Below are 18,146 nucleotides of genomic sequence, written 5' to 3' on the forward strand. Positions count from 1 at the left end.
CACCTGCTTGGCCGTTGACGGCTGAGTAAGGTGAGTAGTACTTGTCGAATTCAGGTAAAGCTCGGTAAGGCTTAAATGCTCCAGCGAGCACTCAACAGACGTTCATTCAACACATTGGGATCAAGGGGTTTCGGGCGGCGGGCCATGGCGCTGTAGAACTGCTCCAGGGCCTCGCTCAAACGTTGTTCCAGCACCGGCACCAGTTGCGCCTGGGCACTGCCTTCGCCGTAAGCGATCTGGCTGTCTTCGGCGAAAATCCCGTGAAGCAATTCCTGGGCTTTCAGGGCCGACAGCACTGGCTTCAGCGCGTAGTCCACCGCGAGCATGTGGGCGATGCTGCCGCCGGTGGCCATCGGCAATACCACTTTGTGGGCCAGGGCGCGTTCGGGCAGCAGGTCAAGGATGGTTTTCAGCGCACCGGAAAACGAAGCCTTGTACACCGGCGTGGCAATCACCAGGCCATCGGCATTTGCCACTTGCTGCAGCAGGTCGATGATTTTCGGGCTGTCGAACCGCGCGTGCAGCAAGTCTTCGGCCGGGAAGTCCCGTATCTGATAACTCACCACTTCCACGCCTTGTTGCTGCAACCAGTTTCGGGAGTGATCCAGCAAGATCCCGGACCGGGAACGTTGGCTGGGGCTACCACCAAGTGTTACGACCAGCATGTAGGCAATTCCTTTGGAAAGTGTCGGCGGTTCGCTTTGTGGCGATGGCGCCAAGATGGGACAGACCATATCAGCCAATTTATATATCTATAAATCTTATTTTTTCATTTGTTTATTCTTTAAATGCATATGCAGCTGACTGAATTCCAGGCGTAAAAAAAGGCCGTCGAAACGGCCTTAAAACCCCTGCTGTGTGAGACTTGAAATGCGATCAAGTGTGGGAGCGGGCTTGCTCGCGAAAGCGGTGTGTCATTCAAAGAGGCGTCAACTGACAGTGCGCGTTCGCGAGCAAGCCCGCTCCCACATTTGGTTCTGTGTCAGCGATTCGGTTGAGGGGTGAGCCGCAGGTACGGCTTCACCGCCCGGTAACCCTTCGGAAAGCGCGTCTTGATCTCTTCTTCGTCCTTGAGCGACGGCACGATCACCACCTCGTCACCGTCCTGCCAGTTGGCCGGGGTGGCGACTTTGTGGCTGTCGGTCAGTTGCAGCGAGTCGATCACCCGCAGGATTTCGTGGAAGTTGCGCCCGGTACTGGCTGGGTAGGTGATGGTCAGGCGAATCTTTTTGTTCGGATCGATCACGAACAGCGAACGCACGGTGAGGGTGTCACTGGCATTCGGGTGGATCAGGTCATACAGGTCGGAGACCTTGCGGTCAGCGTCGGCCAGGATCGGGAAGTTGACGATGGTGTTCTGGGTTTCGTTGATGTCTTCGATCCACTTGTGGTGGGAATCCACCGGGTCCACCGACAGGGCAATGGCCTTGACGCCGCGCTTGGCGAATTCATCCTTGAGCTTGGCGGTGAAGCCCAGCTCGGTGGTGCACACCGGGGTGAAATCCGCCGGGTGGGAAAACAGCACGCCCCAGCTATCGCCCAGCCACTCGTGGAAGCGAATCTTGCCGGCGCTGGAATCCTGTTCAAAGTCGGGGGCGATGTCGCCCAGTCTGAGGCTCATGGTGTGGCTCCTGATGAGTGCTTATGGAGCCCACTGTGCCTGCGTTGTGGATTATTTAAAAAGAATAAATATCGATTTATCTAGACGATAAAAGAATATTAAAAATCTGTTCATTGGACTTGGCGACAGGCGAGGATCAACATCCATTTCAAGGTTCGAGAAGGCCTTGAGACGCTGTACAAAGAGGGGATTCAGGAAGGGCTTGCGGGGGTTGAGCCCGACTTGAAAAGTAAAGCACCCTGCCCGGCATTGCGCCGGGCAAGGTTTTACGCTCTTACTTGAACGCGTAGCTATAGCTGACGATCAGGCGGTTTTCGTCCTGGTCGCGAGTGCTGGCCAGGTCGGTACGCCACATGGCGTTCTTCCAGGCGACGCCCAGGTTTTTCAGCGGACCTTCTGGAATAACGTAGGCCAGCGTCAAGTCACGCTCCCACTCGGTCTTTTCACCGACGGCAGTGTCGATGTTGCTGCCACGCAGGTAGATCACACCGGCTGTCAGGCCAGGTACGCCAACCTTGGCGAAGTCATACGCGTAGCGGGCTTGCCAGGTACGCTCGCCAGCACGGGCGAACTTCTGGATTTGCATGTCGGTAGTGGTGCTGTTCGACGAGCCGTCACCTTGGTTCAACCAAGGGAAGTCGCTGTCGCCCTTGGTGTACTGGTAACCAGCACCAAAGGTGTGACCAGCAACCGAGTACAACGCCAGGTAGCTGTACAGGTCGTTGTCGACTTTACCTTTGGTAGTCGTGTTGCCGTAGAAACCGGTGGTGTAGTAACCGGCAGTGTCACCGTTGGCACCGTTGTCGCGGCTGCGGTAGTAACGCAGGTCACTTTTCAGAGTGCCTGGACCGATCGCCCAGTTGTGGACCAAGCCCAGGAAGTTCTGAGCATAAAAGTCCTTCAGCTCGCCGTAGTAGTACGAAGCGGTCAGGTCTTTGGTGATTTTGTAGTCAGCACCGGCGTAGTAGAACTTGTTGACGAAGTTACCTGCGTCATAGTTCGAGCTGCCGTTGGCGCCTGCCAGCGACAAACCTTCGTTGTTGCTGGAGTTACGACCTTTGGAGTGCTCGATCTGACCGGCAGTCAGGGTCAGGTCCTTGATCTCGTTCGAAGAGATCTCGCCGCCCTGGAAGGTTTGTGGCAGCAGACGACCGTCGTTGGTCTTGATGACCGGGTTGTTCGGCTGCAGGGTACCGATCTTCAGCACGGTCTGGGAGATCTTGACCTTACCGGTCACGCCCAGGCTGGCGAAATCGTTGACCGCCTTGTTGCCATCACTTGGGAACACGGTGCCGCCGGAAGCAGTACCGGTGTAGTTACCGTGATTTTCACGGCTTGAGTCCAGACGTACGCCGTACAGGCCGATGGCATCAAGACCGAAGCCTACAGTGCCCTGGGTAAAGCCGGAGATGAAGCGCAGGTCGAAGCCTTGGCCCCATTCAGCGTTTTTGCTGCGGGTGTTGGACGTTCTCGAAGGAACGCCATCACGGTTGTCGGTATTGATATAAAAGTTGCGCAGGCCAAGAGTGACCTTGCTGTCGTCGATAAAACCTGCGGCGCCTGCTTGTTGAGCGATTGCCCCCAAAGCTACGGCCAACGCCAATGTTGACTTCTTCATGTACCGCTCCTCTCATTTCTAATTTTTGTATTTCTTAGGTCTCGGGTCTGACGCCCTTGATCCACAGATGCGCGATTAGCGCCGGATAGTGACTGACAAGTCAATCGTAACCTTGTGTGTCTACTACTTTCGTCTAACCGCAGTTGATTTGGTCCCTGCAGGGTAATGAGTTTTTCATACACCCAAAAAGAATTGTTTCATTCTTTTTAATACGATTCAGGAATAAGGCTTTCCATGGGGCAGTCAAGCCGTTGAGGCAGTACCGCTCCATAAGGTTGTTCCTGAAGAGTATGTCTCTACGTTTTTTTAGATCGTTTTGTGTTGACCAAATGGGGTCATACGTCACTCACGATCAAAAACGCGACGCCATCATGGCCAAACGCACATCATTCCGTCAATTTGTTACAGTTTTTGTATCGATGAAACTTTTCTGCCGTCCCGCTAATGCACCTCACCGTACCTGGCGATAATGTCACTTTGATGTCAGTTGTGTGGATAATTCTGCAAACCCGGCGAGTGGCATCATTGCACCCGGTACGGATGCAAGACTCGCCAAAGTGACAGGCGAGAGGATTGCCCCCTCGCCGCTTCAGGCTTACAACGCCTTTTCGAAAATCTTCGAATTACGCTGATAGTTGTACAACGACGCCCGCGCCGACGGCAGGCGGTCGACCGTACTCGGCACAAACCCACGCTCGCGGAACCAGTGGGCAGTACGGGTGGTCAGCACGAACAACGTTTTCAAACCCTGGGCCCGGGCACGGGTCTCGATACGCTCCAGCAGTTCATCACCGCGACCGCCATGGCGGTACTCCGGGTTCACGGCCAGGCACGCCAGCTCGCCTGCGTCCGAGTCGGCGATCTGATACAGCGCCGCACAGGCGATGATCATGCCTTCACGTTCCACCACGCTGAACTGCTCGATTTCCCGCTCCAGCACTTCCCGGGAACGGCGCACCAGAATCCCCTGCTCTTCGAGCGGGCTGATCAGGTCCAGCAGACCGCCAACATCTTCAATCGCCGCTTCGCGCACCAGCTCGAACTGTTCCTGGGCCACCAGCGTACCGCCGCCGTCCCGGGTGAACAGCTCGGTCAGCAAGGCGCCATCTTCGGCATAACTGACAATATGGCTGCGGCCTACGCCGCCACGGCACGCCTCGGCTGCCGCGTCCAACAGTTCGGCCTGGTAGTTGTTGCCCAGGCGTTGCAAGTGCGCGGGCACCTGTTGCGGCCGCAGCTCACGCACCAGCCGGCCGTGTTCGTCAATCAGGCCAAGGTCGGCGCCGAACAGCAGCAGCTTGTCTGCGCCAAGGTCGATGGCGGCGCGGGTGGCGACGTCTTCGCAGGCGAGGTTGAAGATTTCACCGGTGGGCGAGTAACCCAACGGCGACAGCAGCACGATGGAACGCTCGTCCAGCAGGCGGTTGATACCCTTGCGGTCGACGCGGCGCACTTCGCCGGTGTGGTGATAGTCGACGCCTTCAAGCACACCGATCGGGCGCGCGGTCACCAGGTTGCCGCTGGCCACCCGCAGGCGCGAGCCTTGCATCGGCGAGGAGGCCATGTCCATGGACAGCCGCGCTTCGATGGCGATACGCAGATGGCCGACGGCGTCGATCACACACTCAAGCGTCGCGGCATCGGTGATGCGCAAGCCTTCGTGGTAAGCCGGGGTCAGGCCGCGGGCGGCGAGGCGGGTTTCGATTTGCGGACGCGAACCGTGGACCAACACCAGACGCACGCCCAGGCTGTGGAGCAGCACCAGGTCGTGGACGATATTGCCGAAGTTCGGATGTTCCACACCATCGCCCGGCAGCATGACCACAAAGGTGCAGTCGCGGTGGGCATTGATGTAAGGCGAAGCGTGACGAAGCCAATTGACGTATTCGGGCATAAACCTGGGCCTGTAATAAAAAGCAGCCAAAAAGGGATGAATCATGAAAACGCACAGCGGGCTGTTGGTTATCGTCGGAACAGGCTTGGCGACACGCTCGCTCTCCTTCTATGTACGGATGGGCAGGGGTTAATTTATGCAGGTGTCAGGCAGTAATGTTGAATCAGTTCCCGCAATAGACGCACTGTAGGCGTCAAGCGTGACATTTCAAGGTACTCGCCGGGCTGGTGGGCGCAGGCGATATCACCAGGGCCGAGCACCAGGGTCTCGCAACCAAGGCGCTGAAGATAAGGCGCTTCGGTGCCGAACGCTACTGCTTCGGCGCGATGACCGGTAAGTCGTTCAGCCACCCGCACCAACTCGGCATCCTCGGCCTGCTCGAACGGCGGTACTTCGGGGAACAACGGCGCGTAGTCGATCTTCACCTTATGCCGCTCGGCCAGGGGTTCAAGCTTCTGCCGGATGGCCGCGCGCAGCACTTGGGGATCCATGCCGGGCAAGGGCCGCAGGTCGAATTCCAGGGAGCATTGGCCGCAAATGCGGTTGGGGTTATCGCCGCCGTGAATGCAGCCGAAGTTCATGGTCGGTTGCGGCACACTGAACTGCGGGTTGCGGTATTCGCGCTGCCAGGCAAGGCGCAGGCCACGCAGCTCGCCGATGGCGTCGTGCATCGCTTCGAGCGCGCTGTGGCCCAGGCTTGGATCCGACGAATGGCCGCTGCGCCCAAGAATATCGATGCGCTCCATCATCACGCCTTTGTGCAGGCGGATGGGTTTGAGGCCCGTCGGCTCGCCGATCACCGCCGCGCGACCTAAAGGACGGCCCGCCTCGGCCAGCGCACGGGCGCCGGCCATGGAGCTTTCTTCATCGCAGGTGGCAAGGATCAGCAGCGGTTGCTTGAAGGGTTGGTCCAGCAACGGCTGGACGGCTTCGATCACCAAGGCGAAAAAACCTTTCATGTCACAGCTGCCCAGTCCTACCCAGCGGCCGTCGACTTCCGTCAGCTTCAGCGGATCGGTCTGCCATAGCGCGCCGTCGTACGGCACGGTGTCGCTGTGCCCCGCCAACACCAGGCCGCCGGGGCCCGTGCCGAAACTGGCCAGCAGATTGAATTTGCCGGGGCTGACCTGCTGGATATCGCAGGCAAAGCCCAAGTCCCCCAGCCAGGTGGCGAGCAAATCGATCACCGGGCGGTTGGATTGGTCGAGAGAAGCCTGGGTACAACTGACCGAAGGCGCGGCAATCAGCGCGGCGAATTGTTCTTTCATGGACGGTAAAGGCATGCGCGGTCTCTCAACTTCCCGGATGAACCCCATCATAGAGCCATCTGCACGACACAATAAACCGTTGCGGCGCGTTGCCGGGCTCAGTCCTGTACACTGCACGGCCTTGGCAGCCACTCATTTCCCCGGCTGCGCTCCCGATCCTGGATTTTCCGGCCATGCAGAAAGAAACCGAAATCAAGCTCCGCGTCAGCCGCGAAACCCTCGCCGCGCTGCGTGAGCACCCGTTACTGAAAAAACGCAACAAAAGTGGCTGGGAACGCCGTGAGTTGATGAACCAGTACTTCGACACCCCGGAACGCGACCTGGCCCAGGCCAAAGTGGCCCTGCGCCTGCGCAAAGACGGCGACGAAGTGATCCAGACCCTCAAGACCCGTGGCCAGAGCGTTGCCGGCTTGTCGGAACGCAATGAGTACAACTGGGACCTGGCCAAAGCCAAGCTCGACGTGAAGAAGCTCGACGGCGAATGCTGGCCAGAGCAACTGGCCGAGCTGGACAAAAAGACCCTCAAGCCGATCTTCACCACCGATTTCGTCCGCGAACGCGCCGAAATTGCCTGGGGCCGCGGCAAGGCCAAGGTGGTGATCGAAGCCGCCCTGGACCTCGGCCACGTGGTCGCCGGCAAGCAGAAGGAAGAAATCTGCGAACTGGAACTGGAACTGCGCGAAGGCGACCCGGCCGCCCTGCTGGAGCTGGCCGCTGAACTGGCCGCAACCCTGGCCCTGATGCCGTGCGATATCAGCAAGGCTGAGCGTGGCTATCGCCTGTTCGACGCCAACAGCTATTCCCTGAGCTTGCCAGCGCCGGTGCTGCACGCTGAAATGCCGCTGGACGACGCGTTTGCCGCCGTCATGTGGCACCTGTTGGGCAGCAGCCAGCGCCTGGCCGAGCAATACCGTTTCAATGGCCACTGGCGTCTGCTGCAAGACTGGGTAGAAAACCTCGGCGAACTGCGTGCCCTGCTCGGCAGCCTCGGCCAGGCCGCGCCACGCCAATCCACCAGCGAACTGCGCGCCGCACTGGACGCCTTGCTGGAAGACTGGCGCCCGCTGGTCCAGGCGGGTGACGACGATGAAGACATCCGCAAGGCCGCGCCAGAACAGTTCGCTGAAGAACTGGAAGACGTGCGCTGGGGCCTCTTCTCGCTGACCACTTCCCGCTGGCTGCTGGCCCGTACCTGGGCAGCAGAGCGCAACGTACGTGGCAATCGCCAGGGCGCTGCACAGCTCGCCAATTGGCTGCCGCGCCTGCTGGCCGACGACGCCGTCGCCCTGCAACTGCCGCGCTACCAGCAACAGCCGGAAGACCTGGCCGAGCAACTGCCGCGTATCGAACGCATCCTGGCCTGGCTGCACCATGCACGCCAAGTGCTGGATATCGCCGAGCTGGACCGTTTGTATGGCGAGCTGAACAAGCTGGCGCACCTGGCCAACCAGCCGATTACCGATGAGTCGCTGGATGCGCGGATGCATCAAGCAATCGCGGTGTATCAGAATCGCGCCTGGAAGACCCTGCTGCGCCTGTAAACCCCTTGTGGCGAGGGAGCTTGCTCCCGCTGGGCTGCGTAGCAGCCCCTAATCCTGGGATCACGCTCCCTCGCCACTAAAATCAGGCCATGACAACTATCAGCGCAACACCGGCAAACTCGTGGTGGACTTGATCTCCGACAAGGCCACTATCGAGTTGACCTCCTGAATCCCCGGCACCATCGAGAGTTTTTCGAAGAAAAACCGCTCATACGCTTCAATGTCCGACGTGACGATACGCAGTAAAAAGTCCACCGCCCCCATCAGCACATAACATTCCAACACTTCCGGAAAACCGCGAATCGCCTCGGTGAATTCAGTGAAGTTGGAACGGCCGTGGGCGTTGAGTTTCACCTCGGCAAAGATCTGCGTGTTGAGGCCGATTTTTTTGCGGTCCAGCAGGGTGACCTGGCCGCGAATCACACCCTCCTCTTTCAGCCGCTGAATCCTGCGCCAGCACGGCGACTGCGACAGGCCGACCTGCTCGGCAATCTGCGCGCTGGAGAGCGAAGCGTCTTCCTGCAACAGCGCCAGGATGCGCCGGTCGTACACGTCCAACTCACTGTGCATAGAAATACCCATTAATCGTACTTTACGGAATTGAATGATTCTCTTATAAGCCAATACGGGCTTTTTTAGATAAGAAATCTCCTGCGCCGCATGTAAAAATTTCTCCAGTCGAATCCGGAGAATCATCATGCACGTCGTCGAATCCGCCAGCCCCGCCCCACGCGTCGATGCCTGGGCCGTCAGCAATGCTCACTGCCAGGCGCACTATCAAATCCTCGCCGAGGCTGAACCCGATGTGTTGTGCCGGGTGCTCAACTATTTTGCCCTGCAGTTCCTGGTTCCTCGCCAGGTGAACGTGCAGCGCGAAGACGACCTGTTGGCGATCGATATCGTGATGGATGGCCTGAGCTGGCATCGGGCCCAAGTGATCGGCGAAAAACTTCGTAACCTGATCAGTGTGTGCTCGCTGGAACTGCAACCGGCTGATACTGCGCGGCCTCTGGCGGTAAAGGCAGCCGGTCAGTAAAAGCCTGCAATAAAACCCGGAAGCCGAAGCGCAACGGCTGACTAGCCTGAGGACTACGCCTAACCGTTGCCCAGGAACGTCATCATGTCCGTTGCGCCAAACACCCAGGATCGCTGGCTGGAAATCCATCAGTTGTTGCCTGCCCTGATCGACCAGGGCCTGGTGCCTGCCAACCTGACCGTTCCGGCGAACAGCGAGCTGCATCCCTTGGAATGCATTGCCAGCCATGGGCCTTCCCTGGAAATGCTGACCGAATGGCTCGCCCGTCACTGTGGGCAGCCTTACCTGCGTATCGACCCGCTGAAAATCGATGTCGCCGCAGTGGTGCCGCTGATGTCGTACGCCTTTGCCCAGCGGCACAGGATCCTCGCGGTGGCGGTCGACGGCGGCAGCGTTACAGTCGCCAGCGCCCAGCCCTACGTGACCAGCTGGGAAGCTGGCCTGGCCCAAGTGTTGAAACGCTCCATCAAGCGCGTGTTGGCCAACCCCGAGGATATTCAGCGCTGCACCGTGGAGTTTTATCGGCTGGCGAAATCGGTCAGCGGCGCCATTGATCAAAAAACGTCCAGTTCTCCCAACATCGAGCAACTCCTCAACCTTGGCGCCAGCGACCAGGAACCCGACGCCAATGACGCGCACATCGTCAATATCGTCGACTGGCTGTTGCAGTACGCCTTCGGCCAACGGGCCAGTGATATCCATATCGAACCCGGTCGCGACCAGGGCCGCGTGCGTTTTCGCATTGATGGGCTGCTGCACGACGTCTATCAATTCCCGTCCCAAGTGACGATGGCGGTGGTCAGCCGCCTGAAAAGTCTCGGGCGGATGAACGTGGCGGAAAAACGCAAACCCCAGGACGGCCGGGTGAAGACCAAAAGCCCGGCGGGCGGTGAAGTGGAACTGCGCCTGTCGACCTTGCCCACGGCCTTCGGCGAAAAGCTGGTGATGCGAATTTTCGATCCTCAGGTGCTGCACAAGGATTTCCAGCAACTGGGGCTCTCCGACGACGACCTGCAACGCTGGCAATCCATGACCGTCCAGGCCAACGGCATCATCCTGGTCACCGGGCCCACCGGTTCGGGCAAGACCAGCACCCTCTACACCACGCTCAAGCAACTGGCCACCCGCGAGGTCAACCTGTGCACCGTCGAAGACCCGATCGAGATGGTCGAGCCGGCCTTCAACCAGATGCAGGTCCAACCCAACATCGACCTGACCTTCGCCAGCGGCATCCGTGCCCTGATGCGCCAGGATCCGGACATCATCATGATCGGCGAGATTCGCGACCTGGAGACCGCAGAAATGGCGATCCAGGCCGCTCTGACCGGGCACCTGGTGCTGTCGACGCTGCACACCAACGATGCACCCGGCGCCATCAGTCGCTTGCTGGAACTGGGCATTCCTCATTACCTGATCAATGCGACATTGCTGGGAGTGATGGCCCAGCGTCTGGTGCGGCTGTTGTGCCCGCACTGCAAGCAGCCCGCCGGGCAGGTCTGTCAGGCAGTGGGTTGTGGGGAATGTCGGGAAAGTGGTTATCGAGGACGGACCGGGATCTACGAGATCATGCTGATGAACGACCGCCTCAAGGCTCTGATCACCCCGGGCACCGACCTCCAGGCCTTGCGCCACGCGGCCCTTGACCAAGGCATGTGCAGCTTGCGCTCTGCCGGTACGCGCAAGGTAATGGCAGGGCTGACGACGATGGAAGAGGTGCTGCGAGTGACGCCTGGGGATTCAGAAACAAATCCTTTGATTGATGGGCCGGTAAACCGTTCTTATCCGTGACAACACCGTTACAATCGGAAAAACCTCGCTTTACCGCCCACACCAGACAAGGAATCGTTATGCAGATCGGAACCGTACTGCTTCTTTTTGTAGGCTTGGCCGTCGCCATACTGTTCATGGGCTTCAAGGTCGTTCCGCAGGGTTACCAGTGGACGGTCGAGCGCTTCGGCCGCTACACCAACACCCTCAAGCCGGGCCTGAACATCATTATCCCGGTCATGGACCGCATCGGTCGCAAGATCAACGTGATGGAAAGCGTGCTGGATATTCCACCCCAGGAAGTCATCACCGCCGACAACGCCACGGTGCAGATCGACGCCGTGTGCTTCTTCCAGGTGGTCAATACCGCCCAGGCCGCCTACGAGGTGAACAACCTCGAACACGCCATCCGCAACCTGCTGCAAACCAACATCCGTACTGTGCTCGGCTCCATGGAGCTGGATGCAATGCTCAGCCAGCGTGACGGCATCAACGAAAAACTGCTGCGCACCGTCGACGAAGCCACCGCGCCGTGGGGCATCAAGATCACCCGGATCGAGATCAAGGACATCAGCCCGCCTGCCGACCTGATGGCCGCCATGTCCGGCCAGATGAAGGCCGAGCGGATCAAGCGTGCACAGATCCTCGAAGCCGAAGGCCTGCGAGCCTCCGCGATCCTGACCGCCGAAGGCAAGAAGCAGGCGCAGATTCTTGAGGCCGAAGGTGGTCGTCAGGCGGCGTTCCTGGAATCCGAAGCCCGTGAGCGTCAGGCCGAAGCTGAAGCCCGCGCCACTCAAGTGGTATCGGAGGCGATCGCCACCGGTAACGTGCAGGCCATCAACTACTTTGTCGCCCAGAAATACATCGACGCACTGGGCAAGCTGGCCTCGGCCAACAACAGCAAGGTGATCCTGATGCCGCTGGAAGCCAGCCAGGTGATTGGCGCCGTCGGTGGTATCGGCGAGATCGTCAAGGCAACCTTCGACAACAAGAAAGCCTGAGGCACGCGCCATGTGGGAATTCCTGCAGCACCTGTCGTTTTGGGACTGGCTGGCACTGGGCACGGTGCTGTTGATCCTTGAAGTGTTCGGTGCCGGCGGTTATCTGCTGTGGATGGGCATCGCTGCGGCAGCCGTGGGCGTAATCAAGTTCTTCATCCCGAGCCTGGGCCTCGAATGGCAACTGCTGCTGTTCGCGGTGCTATCGATCCTGACGGCGGTGTACTGGTGGCGACGCCAACGTAGCAGCGCCAAAGTCAGCGACCAGCCAGGGCTGAACATGCGCGGTTCGGAGCTGATCGGCCGCACCTTTGTGGTGCATCAGGCCATTATCGAGGGACGTGGCAAGATCAAGGTTGGGGACGGTGTCTGGATGGCATCCGGGCCTGACGCGCCGGTTGGGGCACACGTACGTGTCACTGGTCAGGAAGGCGTGATTTTGCAGGTTGAAACTGTTTAGTCATCCATGGAACTCGACTGGGCTATCTACAATCAAACTGTTCAGATAACCCAGTCGGAGTCACCCATCATGCGTCTAAAATATGCTGTCGCAACCCTCGCTGTGCTTTCCCTTCCTGTCGGTTCAGCCATGGCCGACAGCTTCTGGCGTAATGTCATCTCATCGGGTGCCACCACCGGCTCGACGTACCTGACCTTCAAGGACCACAAAATGGTGGTCGCCGCCCAGGACGACGCCGGTAGCTTCGTCGCCAGCGACGGCAGCATCCGTGGCCCGTACCTGGAAGCTGCGATGCAGAAGGTGCGCGCTGATAACCCTGGCCTCAAGGCCACGGATATGGACCTGGCCAACGCTATCCTGGCGAAAAACGCCATTGCTTCCGAGTAATACCGCCGCATAAAAAATGCCGCTCTTCGAGAGCGGCATTTTTTTGCCCCGCCTTCCTACACCCGACGCTGACGATTCAGGATTTGATCAGGAAAACTCCTGTCGAGCGGCCCGTCCCCCCAGCAACAAGCTATCGACTCCCTTTTTAGATCAAGTGAATCGATGACCATGCAAAAACTCTCCTGCGCCCTGCTGCTTGCCGCGATCGTCACCCCTTACGCCCAGGCAGAAGGTTGGTACGGGTCGGCAAAGCTCAACAGCGCCCGCCAGAATCTCTCAAGCTCCCTGTTGACCAGCCCACGGGTAACCCACCGGGTAGAAGCGCCAGACAACAGCAAGACATTCACCGGTTCATTTGCCGTGGGTTATGCCTTGGCTGATGGCTGGCGCGTTGAAGGTGAATACACCATGCCCAGCCAATCGAACTACAAATCCCGTTGGGCACCGTTCAATGCCAACGTCAACAGCCTGCAGACCGACAGCCAGCGCTTGATGCTCAACGGTTATAAAAATATCCCGATCAACGAGTGGCTGTCGTTCTACGGCATGGCAGGGGTGGGCCTGGCCCAAATTGACGCCAATGGCTATCAGGCCAACGAAACCCGTCGCTTCGCCAGCCATCGCCAACACAACTTCGCCTACAGCGTGGGCCTGGGGCTGGATGCCAAGGTCAGCAAAACCCTGACCCTGGGCACCGGCTGGCGTTACGTGGACATGGGCAGGATCGAAACCGGCTACAACACGTTCGCAAACCGGATAAATGCCCTGGACGAACAGCTCAAAGGCAAGCTCAAGGAACAGAATGTGTTTCTTGAGGCACGCGTCGCCTTCTGACACCGATGCTGAAAATGCCGCTCCCAAGGCGGCATTTTTGTTTAAGGGGGGACGATTCATTCACAGGCGACAGGCTATATTCAGTCGAGCCGTGCAACCATGCGCGGCATTGATATGCTTTTTTCTCAGCGCCTTTCTGAAACGGATGCCTTCAACGTCATGAGCCAACTGCCCTTTCTGCCGTTCTCCAAGCCCACCATTGATGAAGCCACTATCTCGGCGGTGGGCGACGTACTGCGCTCCGGCTGGATCACCAGCGGGCCGAAAGTGCAGGCGTTCGAAGCGCAGTTGTCGGAATACTTTGGCGGGCGCCCGGTGCGCACCTTCAACTCGGGCACCTGCACCATGGAGATCGCCTTGCGCATCGCCGGAATCGGCCCTGGAGATGAAGTCATCACCACCCCGATTTCGTGGGTCGCCACGGCCAACGTGATTCTGGAAGTCGGCGCCACGCCAGTGTTCGCTGATATCGACCCGGTTACCCGCAATATCGACCTGGCCCAGGTGGAAGCCGCGATCACGCCGCGCACCAAGGCGATCATCCCGGTGTACCTGGCCGGTCTGCCACTGGACATGCCATTGCTCTACGCGCTGGCCAACAAGTACAACCTGCGCATCGTCGAAGACGCCGCCCAGGCCTTGGGCTCCAGCTGGGATGGCCAGCGCATTGGCGCTACCGGCGATTTCGTGTCGTTCAGCTTGCAGGCGAACAAGAACATCACGTCATCCGAAGGCGGCTGCCTGGTGTTGAACAACGCTGAAGAAGCGCGCCTGGCAGAGAAATATCGCCTGCAAGGCGTGACGCGCACCGGCTTCGACGGCCTGGACGTGGATGTACTCGGCGGCAAGTTCAACATGACCGACATCGCAGCGGCCATCGGCTTGGGCCAATTCGCCCATATCGAGAAGATCACTGCCCATCGCCAGGAGCTGGCGCGGCACTATTTCGAATGCTTCGGCAGTGATTTTGAAGAAGAGTACGGCGCGCAATTGCCACCGGCAGACTTCGAAAACAGCAACTGGCACCTGTTCCAACTGGTACTGCCGGAGCGCCAGGACGGGTTGCCGGCACGCGCCACGTTCATGGAGCAGATGCAGGCCCACGGCGTCGGCATTGGCTATCACTACCCGCCGATCCACCTGCTGAGCTTGTACAAGGCGCAGGGATTCAAGGAAGGCATGTTCCCGGTAGCGGAAAAAGTGGGGCGTTTGATTGTGTCGTTGCCGATGTTCACGGCGATGACGAAGGCGGATGTAGAGCGTTCGGTAGCGGCAGTCAAAGCGGTATTGAAGCGCTGATAAAACCTTTGCGGGAGCCGATTGCCGGCTCCCGCAGCAGGATCACTCGCCGATGGCAGCCTTGTAACCGGCAGCATCCAGCAGCTTGTCCAGCTCAGCCGGGTTGCTTGGCTTGAGCTTGAAGATCCAGGCGCCGTAAGGGTCGGAGTTCAACAGCTCTGGCTCGCCGCTCAAGGCGTCGTTCACCGCGATCACTTCGCCAGCAATTGGCGAGTAGATATCTGAAGCGGCCTTAACCGATTCAACTACACCCGCCTGCTGAGTCGCCTCAAATACGTTGCCGACTTCGGTCAACTCGACGAACACCACATCCCCCAATGCTTCCTGGGCATGGTCCGAGATCCCGACGGTCACGGTGCCGTCAGCTTCCAGACGGGCCCATTCGTGACTTTCGGCAAAACGCAGGTCGGCAGGGATATCGCTCATAGTCTGTGTCCTCAAGAAAAAATGTCAGCGGCCATTGGCCCGCCGGAAAAGTTAAATCAATGTTTTGCCATGACGTACGAAGGTCGGTTTGACCACCCGAACCGGGTACCACTTGCCGCGGATTTCAACCTCGGCCCGGTCAGCAGTCGCCGACGGCACACGCGCCAGGGCAATGGATTTGCTTAGCGTAGGGGAGAAACTACCACTGGTGATCTCTCCTTCGCCAACATTGGCGATACGAACCACCTGATGAGCGCGTAAAACCCCGCGTTCCTCCAGTACCAGGCCGACCAGCTTGGACTTCACGCCCGCAGCCTTTTCGGCTTCCAGGGCGGCGCGGCCGATGAAATCGCGCTCGGCCGGCTCCCAGGCGATGCTCCAGGCCATGTTGGCTGCCAGGGGCGAAACGTCCTGATGAATATCCTGACCGTAGAGGTTCATGCCGGCCTCAAGGCGCAGAGTGTCGCGGGCGCCGAGGCCGATGGGCGAAATACCTGCGCCCACCAGATCGTTGAAAAACGCCGGGGCCTGGTTGGCCGGAAGGACAATTTCCAGGCCGTCTTCACCGGTATAACCGGTGCGTGCAATAAACCAGTCGCCGTCGGCAAAACCTTCAAAGGGCTTGAGCTGGTGAATCAAGGTGGCGCGTGATTGGGTGACCAGTTCGGCAATCTTTTGCCGGGCATGGGGGCCCTGAATAGCGAGCATGGCCAATTCGGGCCGCTCGTGGATCTGGGCCTGAAAGCTGCCGAGCCGGGCCTGCATCCAGGCCATGTCCTGGTCGCGGGTGGCAGCGTTGACCACCAGCCGGTAACCCGTCTCGGTGCGGTACACGATCATGTCGTCCACCACGCCGCCCTGCTCGTTGAGCATGGCGCTGTACAACGCACGGCCGCAGCCGTGCAGTCGGTCAACATCATTGGCCAGCAGATGCTGAAGCCATTCCTTGGCCTGGGGGCCTTTGATATCGATCACGGTCATATGGGATACATCAAACACCCCGCAGTCGCGTCGCACCTGATGGTGTTCCTCAACCTGCGAGCCGTAGTGCAAAGGCATATCCCAACCGCCAAAATCGACCATTTTCGCGCCAAGGGCGAGATGCAGGTCATACAGAGGCGTGCGCTGTCCCATGGGTTTCTCCTTCCGGGCGTGGCGAAGGTGCGGACGGTCGCCGTTCGGGCCGCACGCCTTGAAATACAAGGCCTGTAGCCGCGTTCAGCAACCCGACCTGAAAGATCGACCGCACCGAATGCCGCGCATTGTAGCCTCAAGCCGTAGGACTGGCACCTAACCGATTCGTCTCGCCGAACGTCGGATCAACCCGATGACCGGTAACAGGCCCACCAACACCAGGGTCAAGGCCGGCAGCGAAGCCCGCGCCCACTCCCCTTCGCTGGTCATCTCGAAAATCCGGACCGCCAGTGTGTCCCAGCCGAACGGGCGCATCAGCAGGGTGGCGGGCATTTCCTTGAGCACATCGACAAACACCAGCAACGCCGCGCTCAGGGTGCCCGGCAGCAAAAGCGGCAGATACACTTTGCAAAACAGTCGCGGCCCGCTGACGCCCAGGCTGCGGGCGGCTTCCGGCAAGGACGGGCGGATTCGCGCCAGGCTGTTTTCCAGCGGCCCGTAGGCCACCGCAATGAAGCGCACCAGATACGCCAGCAGCAAGGCCGACAAACTGCCCAGTAGCAGCGGCTTGCCGGCGCCACCCAGCCAGCCTGATACCGGGATCACCAACTCACGATCCAGGTAGCTGAACGCCAACATGATCGACACCGCCAGCACCGAGCCCGGCAGCGCGTAACCCACGTTGGCCAGGCTGATGCCGGAGCGGATGGCCCGGGTGGGCGCCAAACGATGGGCGAACGCCAGCACCAGGGCCACGCTGACGGTGATCAGGGCCGCCATGCCACCCAGGTAGAGGGTATGGACGATCAAACCGGCGTAGCGCTCGTCCAGATCAAAGCGGCCCCGCTGCCAGAACCAGGCCACCAGTTGCAGCATCGGAATCACGAACGCGCAGGCGAATACCAAGCCGCACCAACCGCTGGCCAACGCCGCCTTGAACCCGCGCAGGTGGTACAGCGCCTTGCCGCGAGGTCGCTCATTGCTGGGTCGGCTGGCACCCCGGGCACGGCGCTCGCCGTACAGCACCAGCATCACCACCAGGAGCAACAGGCTGGCCAGTTGCGCAGCACTGGAGAGGCTGAAAAAGCCATACCAGGTCTTGTAGATGGCGGTGGTGAAGGTGTCGAAGTTGAACACCGAGACGGCGCCGAAATCCGCCAGGGTTTCCATCAGCGCCAGGGCCACACCCGCACCGATTGCCGGGCGCGCCATGGGCAGGGCCACACGCCAGAACGCTTGCCACGGTGACTGCCCCAATACCCGCGCCGCTTCCATCAGGCCTTTGCCCTGGGCGAGAAACGCGGTGCGCGCCAACAGGTAGACGTAGGGGTAGAACACCAGCACCAATACGATGATTACACCGCTGGTGGACCGTACGCGAGGCAGGCGCAGCCCCGTGCCGAACCATTCGCGCAGCAGGGTTTGTACCGGGCCGGAGAAGTCCAGCAAGCCAACGAAGACGAAGGCGAGCACATAGGCAGGAATCGCGAAAGGCAGCATCAACGCCCAGTCCAGCCAGCGCCGGCCCGGGAATTCGCAGAGGCTGGTCAGCCAGGCCAGGCTGACGCCTAGCAGCGTGACGCCCACACCGACGCCCAGCACCAGGGTCAAGGTGTTGCCCAGCAGGCGTGGCATCTGGGTTTCCCACAGGTGGGACCAGATCTGGTGATCGATGCTCTGCCACGACAGCAACAGCACGCTCAGCGGCAGCAGCACCAGGGCGGCGACGGTGAAGACCGGCAGGTACCAGCGGCGTTGGGCGGGATGGGCCAAAGGTTAATTCTCAGAGAATGAATAGCTTGAAGCCACCGCTAACCAATGTGGGAGCGGCTTGTGTGGGAGCGGGCTTGCTCGCGAAAGCGC

The 18,146-nt window shown here is 59.7% G+C and carries 17 protein-coding genes; 8 read left to right on the plus strand and 9 right to left on the minus strand.

The features are described 5' to 3' along the window. Window positions 1–71: 71 nt before the first annotated feature. The 5 genes from ssuE to argE form a co-directional block, all read right to left on the minus strand. A complete protein-coding gene (gene ssuE / locus AU074_RS00515) occupies window positions 72–665 on the minus strand; it encodes an NADPH-dependent FMN reductase (RefSeq protein WP_076013062.1) in 594 nt (197 codons plus the stop codon). 317 nt (window positions 666–982) lie between these two features. Continuing rightward, complete coding sequence (locus AU074_RS00520) at window positions 983–1,621, minus strand: peroxiredoxin (RefSeq protein ID WP_076013063.1); 639 nt, start codon at window positions 1,619–1,621, stop codon at window positions 983–985. A 274-nt stretch (window positions 1,622–1,895) separates the two neighbouring features. After that, entirely contained in the window at window positions 1,896–3,239 is a 1,344-nt protein-coding gene (locus AU074_RS00525) for an OprD family porin (protein WP_076013064.1), read from the minus strand. Window positions 3,240–3,834: 595 nt separating this feature from the next. Beyond that, window positions 3,835–5,133, minus strand: a complete 1,299-nt coding sequence (argA, locus tag AU074_RS00530) for an amino-acid N-acetyltransferase (protein WP_003213914.1) — start codon at window positions 5,131–5,133, stop codon at window positions 3,835–3,837. 134 nt (window positions 5,134–5,267) lie between these two features. Then, a complete protein-coding gene (argE, locus tag AU074_RS00535; protein WP_076013065.1) occupies window positions 5,268–6,416 on the minus strand; it encodes an acetylornithine deacetylase in 1,149 nt (382 codons plus the stop codon). A gap of 158 nt (window positions 6,417–6,574) precedes the next feature. Here argE and AU074_RS00540 point away from each other — a divergent pair, with 158 nt between their 5' ends. Further along, window positions 6,575–7,942 carry an inorganic triphosphatase gene (locus AU074_RS00540; protein ID WP_076013066.1) on the plus strand — a complete coding sequence of 456 codons (1,368 nt, stop codon included), beginning with the start codon at window positions 6,575–6,577 and terminating at the stop codon, window positions 7,940–7,942. Window positions 7,943–8,041: 99 nt separating this feature from the next. Here AU074_RS00540 and AU074_RS00545 read toward each other — a convergent pair whose 3' ends face one another. Further along, window positions 8,042–8,512 carry an Lrp/AsnC family transcriptional regulator gene (locus tag AU074_RS00545; protein ID WP_010167872.1) on the minus strand — a complete coding sequence of 157 codons (471 nt, stop codon included), beginning with the start codon at window positions 8,510–8,512 and terminating at the stop codon, window positions 8,042–8,044. A 127-nt stretch (window positions 8,513–8,639) separates the two neighbouring features. Between AU074_RS00545 and AU074_RS00550 the strand changes: the two genes are divergently transcribed. The 7 genes from AU074_RS00550 to AU074_RS00580 all read left to right on the plus strand — a co-directional run bounded on the left by AU074_RS00550 (window position 8,640) and on the right by AU074_RS00580 (window position 14,723). Next, on the plus strand, window positions 8,640–8,978 hold the full coding sequence (locus AU074_RS00550) for a hypothetical protein (protein WP_076013067.1): 339 nt from the start codon (window positions 8,640–8,642) through the stop codon (window positions 8,976–8,978). A gap of 84 nt (window positions 8,979–9,062) precedes the next feature. Beyond that, entirely contained in the window at window positions 9,063–10,766 is a 1,704-nt protein-coding gene (locus AU074_RS00555; RefSeq protein ID WP_076013068.1) for a GspE/PulE family protein, read from the plus strand. A 59-nt stretch (window positions 10,767–10,825) separates the two neighbouring features. Continuing rightward, window positions 10,826–11,746, plus strand: coding sequence for an SPFH domain-containing protein (locus AU074_RS00560; RefSeq protein ID WP_003213925.1), 921 nt, complete (start codon window positions 10,826–10,828; stop codon window positions 11,744–11,746). A gap of 10 nt (window positions 11,747–11,756) precedes the next feature. Continuing rightward, window positions 11,757–12,203, plus strand: a complete 447-nt coding sequence (locus tag AU074_RS00565; RefSeq protein WP_076013069.1) for an NfeD family protein — start codon at window positions 11,757–11,759, stop codon at window positions 12,201–12,203. 69 nt (window positions 12,204–12,272) lie between these two features. Beyond that, window positions 12,273–12,590 carry a DUF2388 domain-containing protein gene (locus AU074_RS00570; protein ID WP_010167882.1) on the plus strand — a complete coding sequence of 106 codons (318 nt, stop codon included), beginning with the start codon at window positions 12,273–12,275 and terminating at the stop codon, window positions 12,588–12,590. A 162-nt stretch (window positions 12,591–12,752) separates the two neighbouring features. Continuing rightward, window positions 12,753–13,424, plus strand: a complete 672-nt coding sequence (locus tag AU074_RS00575) for an outer membrane protein (protein WP_076013070.1) — start codon at window positions 12,753–12,755, stop codon at window positions 13,422–13,424. Between the two features lie 159 nt (window positions 13,425–13,583). Then, window positions 13,584–14,723, plus strand: a complete 1,140-nt coding sequence (locus tag AU074_RS00580) for a DegT/DnrJ/EryC1/StrS aminotransferase family protein (RefSeq protein ID WP_076013354.1) — start codon at window positions 13,584–13,586, stop codon at window positions 14,721–14,723. A gap of 42 nt (window positions 14,724–14,765) precedes the next feature. On the opposite strand, the gene gcvH is transcribed toward AU074_RS00580, so the two are convergent. From gcvH to AU074_RS00595, 3 genes are all read right to left on the minus strand, one after another. Further along, window positions 14,766–15,149 carry a glycine cleavage system protein GcvH gene (gene gcvH, locus AU074_RS00585; RefSeq protein WP_017476603.1) on the minus strand — a complete coding sequence of 128 codons (384 nt, stop codon included), beginning with the start codon at window positions 15,147–15,149 and terminating at the stop codon, window positions 14,766–14,768. Between the two features lie 51 nt (window positions 15,150–15,200). Beyond that, on the minus strand, window positions 15,201–16,283 hold the full coding sequence (gene gcvT / locus AU074_RS00590; RefSeq protein ID WP_076013071.1) for a glycine cleavage system aminomethyltransferase GcvT: 1,083 nt from the start codon (window positions 16,281–16,283) through the stop codon (window positions 15,201–15,203). A gap of 156 nt (window positions 16,284–16,439) precedes the next feature. Next, window positions 16,440–18,056 carry an iron ABC transporter permease gene (locus AU074_RS00595; RefSeq protein ID WP_076013072.1) on the minus strand — a complete coding sequence of 539 codons (1,617 nt, stop codon included), beginning with the start codon at window positions 18,054–18,056 and terminating at the stop codon, window positions 16,440–16,442. Window positions 18,057–18,146: the final 90 nt, after the last annotated feature.

Source organism: Pseudomonas sp. ATCC PTA-122608, from assembly GCF_001952855.1.
Classification (GTDB): domain Bacteria; phylum Pseudomonadota; class Gammaproteobacteria; order Pseudomonadales; family Pseudomonadaceae; genus Aquipseudomonas.

Excerpts from the sequence above, each read along its gene's own strand:
- AU074_RS00580 (WP_076013354.1), top strand. The coding sequence starts at position 13,584 with ATGAGCCAACTGCCCTTTCTGCCGTTCTCCAAGCCCACCATTGATGAA.
- AU074_RS00550 (WP_076013067.1), top strand. The coding sequence starts at position 8,640 with ATGCACGTCGTCGAATCCGCCAGCCCCGCCCCACGCGTCGATGCCTGG.
- AU074_RS00570 (WP_010167882.1), top strand. The coding sequence starts at position 12,273 with ATGCGTCTAAAATATGCTGTCGCAACCCTCGCTGTGCTTTCCCTTCCT.
- AU074_RS00545 (WP_010167872.1), bottom strand. The coding sequence starts at position 8,512 with ATGCACAGTGAGTTGGACGTGTACGACCGGCGCATCCTGGCGCTGTTG.
- ssuE (WP_076013062.1), bottom strand. The coding sequence starts at position 665 with ATGCTGGTCGTAACACTTGGTGGTAGCCCCAGCCAACGTTCCCGGTCC.
- argE (WP_076013065.1), bottom strand. The coding sequence starts at position 6,416 with ATGCCTTTACCGTCCATGAAAGAACAATTCGCCGCGCTGATTGCCGCG.
- AU074_RS00565 (WP_076013069.1), top strand. The coding sequence starts at position 11,757 with ATGTGGGAATTCCTGCAGCACCTGTCGTTTTGGGACTGGCTGGCACTG.
- gcvT (WP_076013071.1), bottom strand. The coding sequence starts at position 16,283 with ATGGGACAGCGCACGCCTCTGTATGACCTGCATCTCGCCCTTGGCGCG.
- AU074_RS00575 (WP_076013070.1), top strand. The coding sequence starts at position 12,753 with ATGACCATGCAAAAACTCTCCTGCGCCCTGCTGCTTGCCGCGATCGTC.
- AU074_RS00525 (WP_076013064.1), bottom strand. The coding sequence starts at position 3,239 with ATGAAGAAGTCAACATTGGCGTTGGCCGTAGCTTTGGGGGCAATCGCT.
- AU074_RS00540 (WP_076013066.1), top strand. The coding sequence starts at position 6,575 with ATGCAGAAAGAAACCGAAATCAAGCTCCGCGTCAGCCGCGAAACCCTC.
- argA (WP_003213914.1), bottom strand. The coding sequence starts at position 5,133 with ATGCCCGAATACGTCAATTGGCTTCGTCACGCTTCGCCTTACATCAAT.
- gcvH (WP_017476603.1), bottom strand. The coding sequence starts at position 15,149 with ATGAGCGATATCCCTGCCGACCTGCGTTTTGCCGAAAGTCACGAATGG.
- AU074_RS00560 (WP_003213925.1), top strand. The coding sequence starts at position 10,826 with ATGCAGATCGGAACCGTACTGCTTCTTTTTGTAGGCTTGGCCGTCGCC.
- AU074_RS00555 (WP_076013068.1), top strand. The coding sequence starts at position 9,063 with ATGTCCGTTGCGCCAAACACCCAGGATCGCTGGCTGGAAATCCATCAG.
- AU074_RS00520 (WP_076013063.1), bottom strand. The coding sequence starts at position 1,621 with ATGAGCCTCAGACTGGGCGACATCGCCCCCGACTTTGAACAGGATTCC.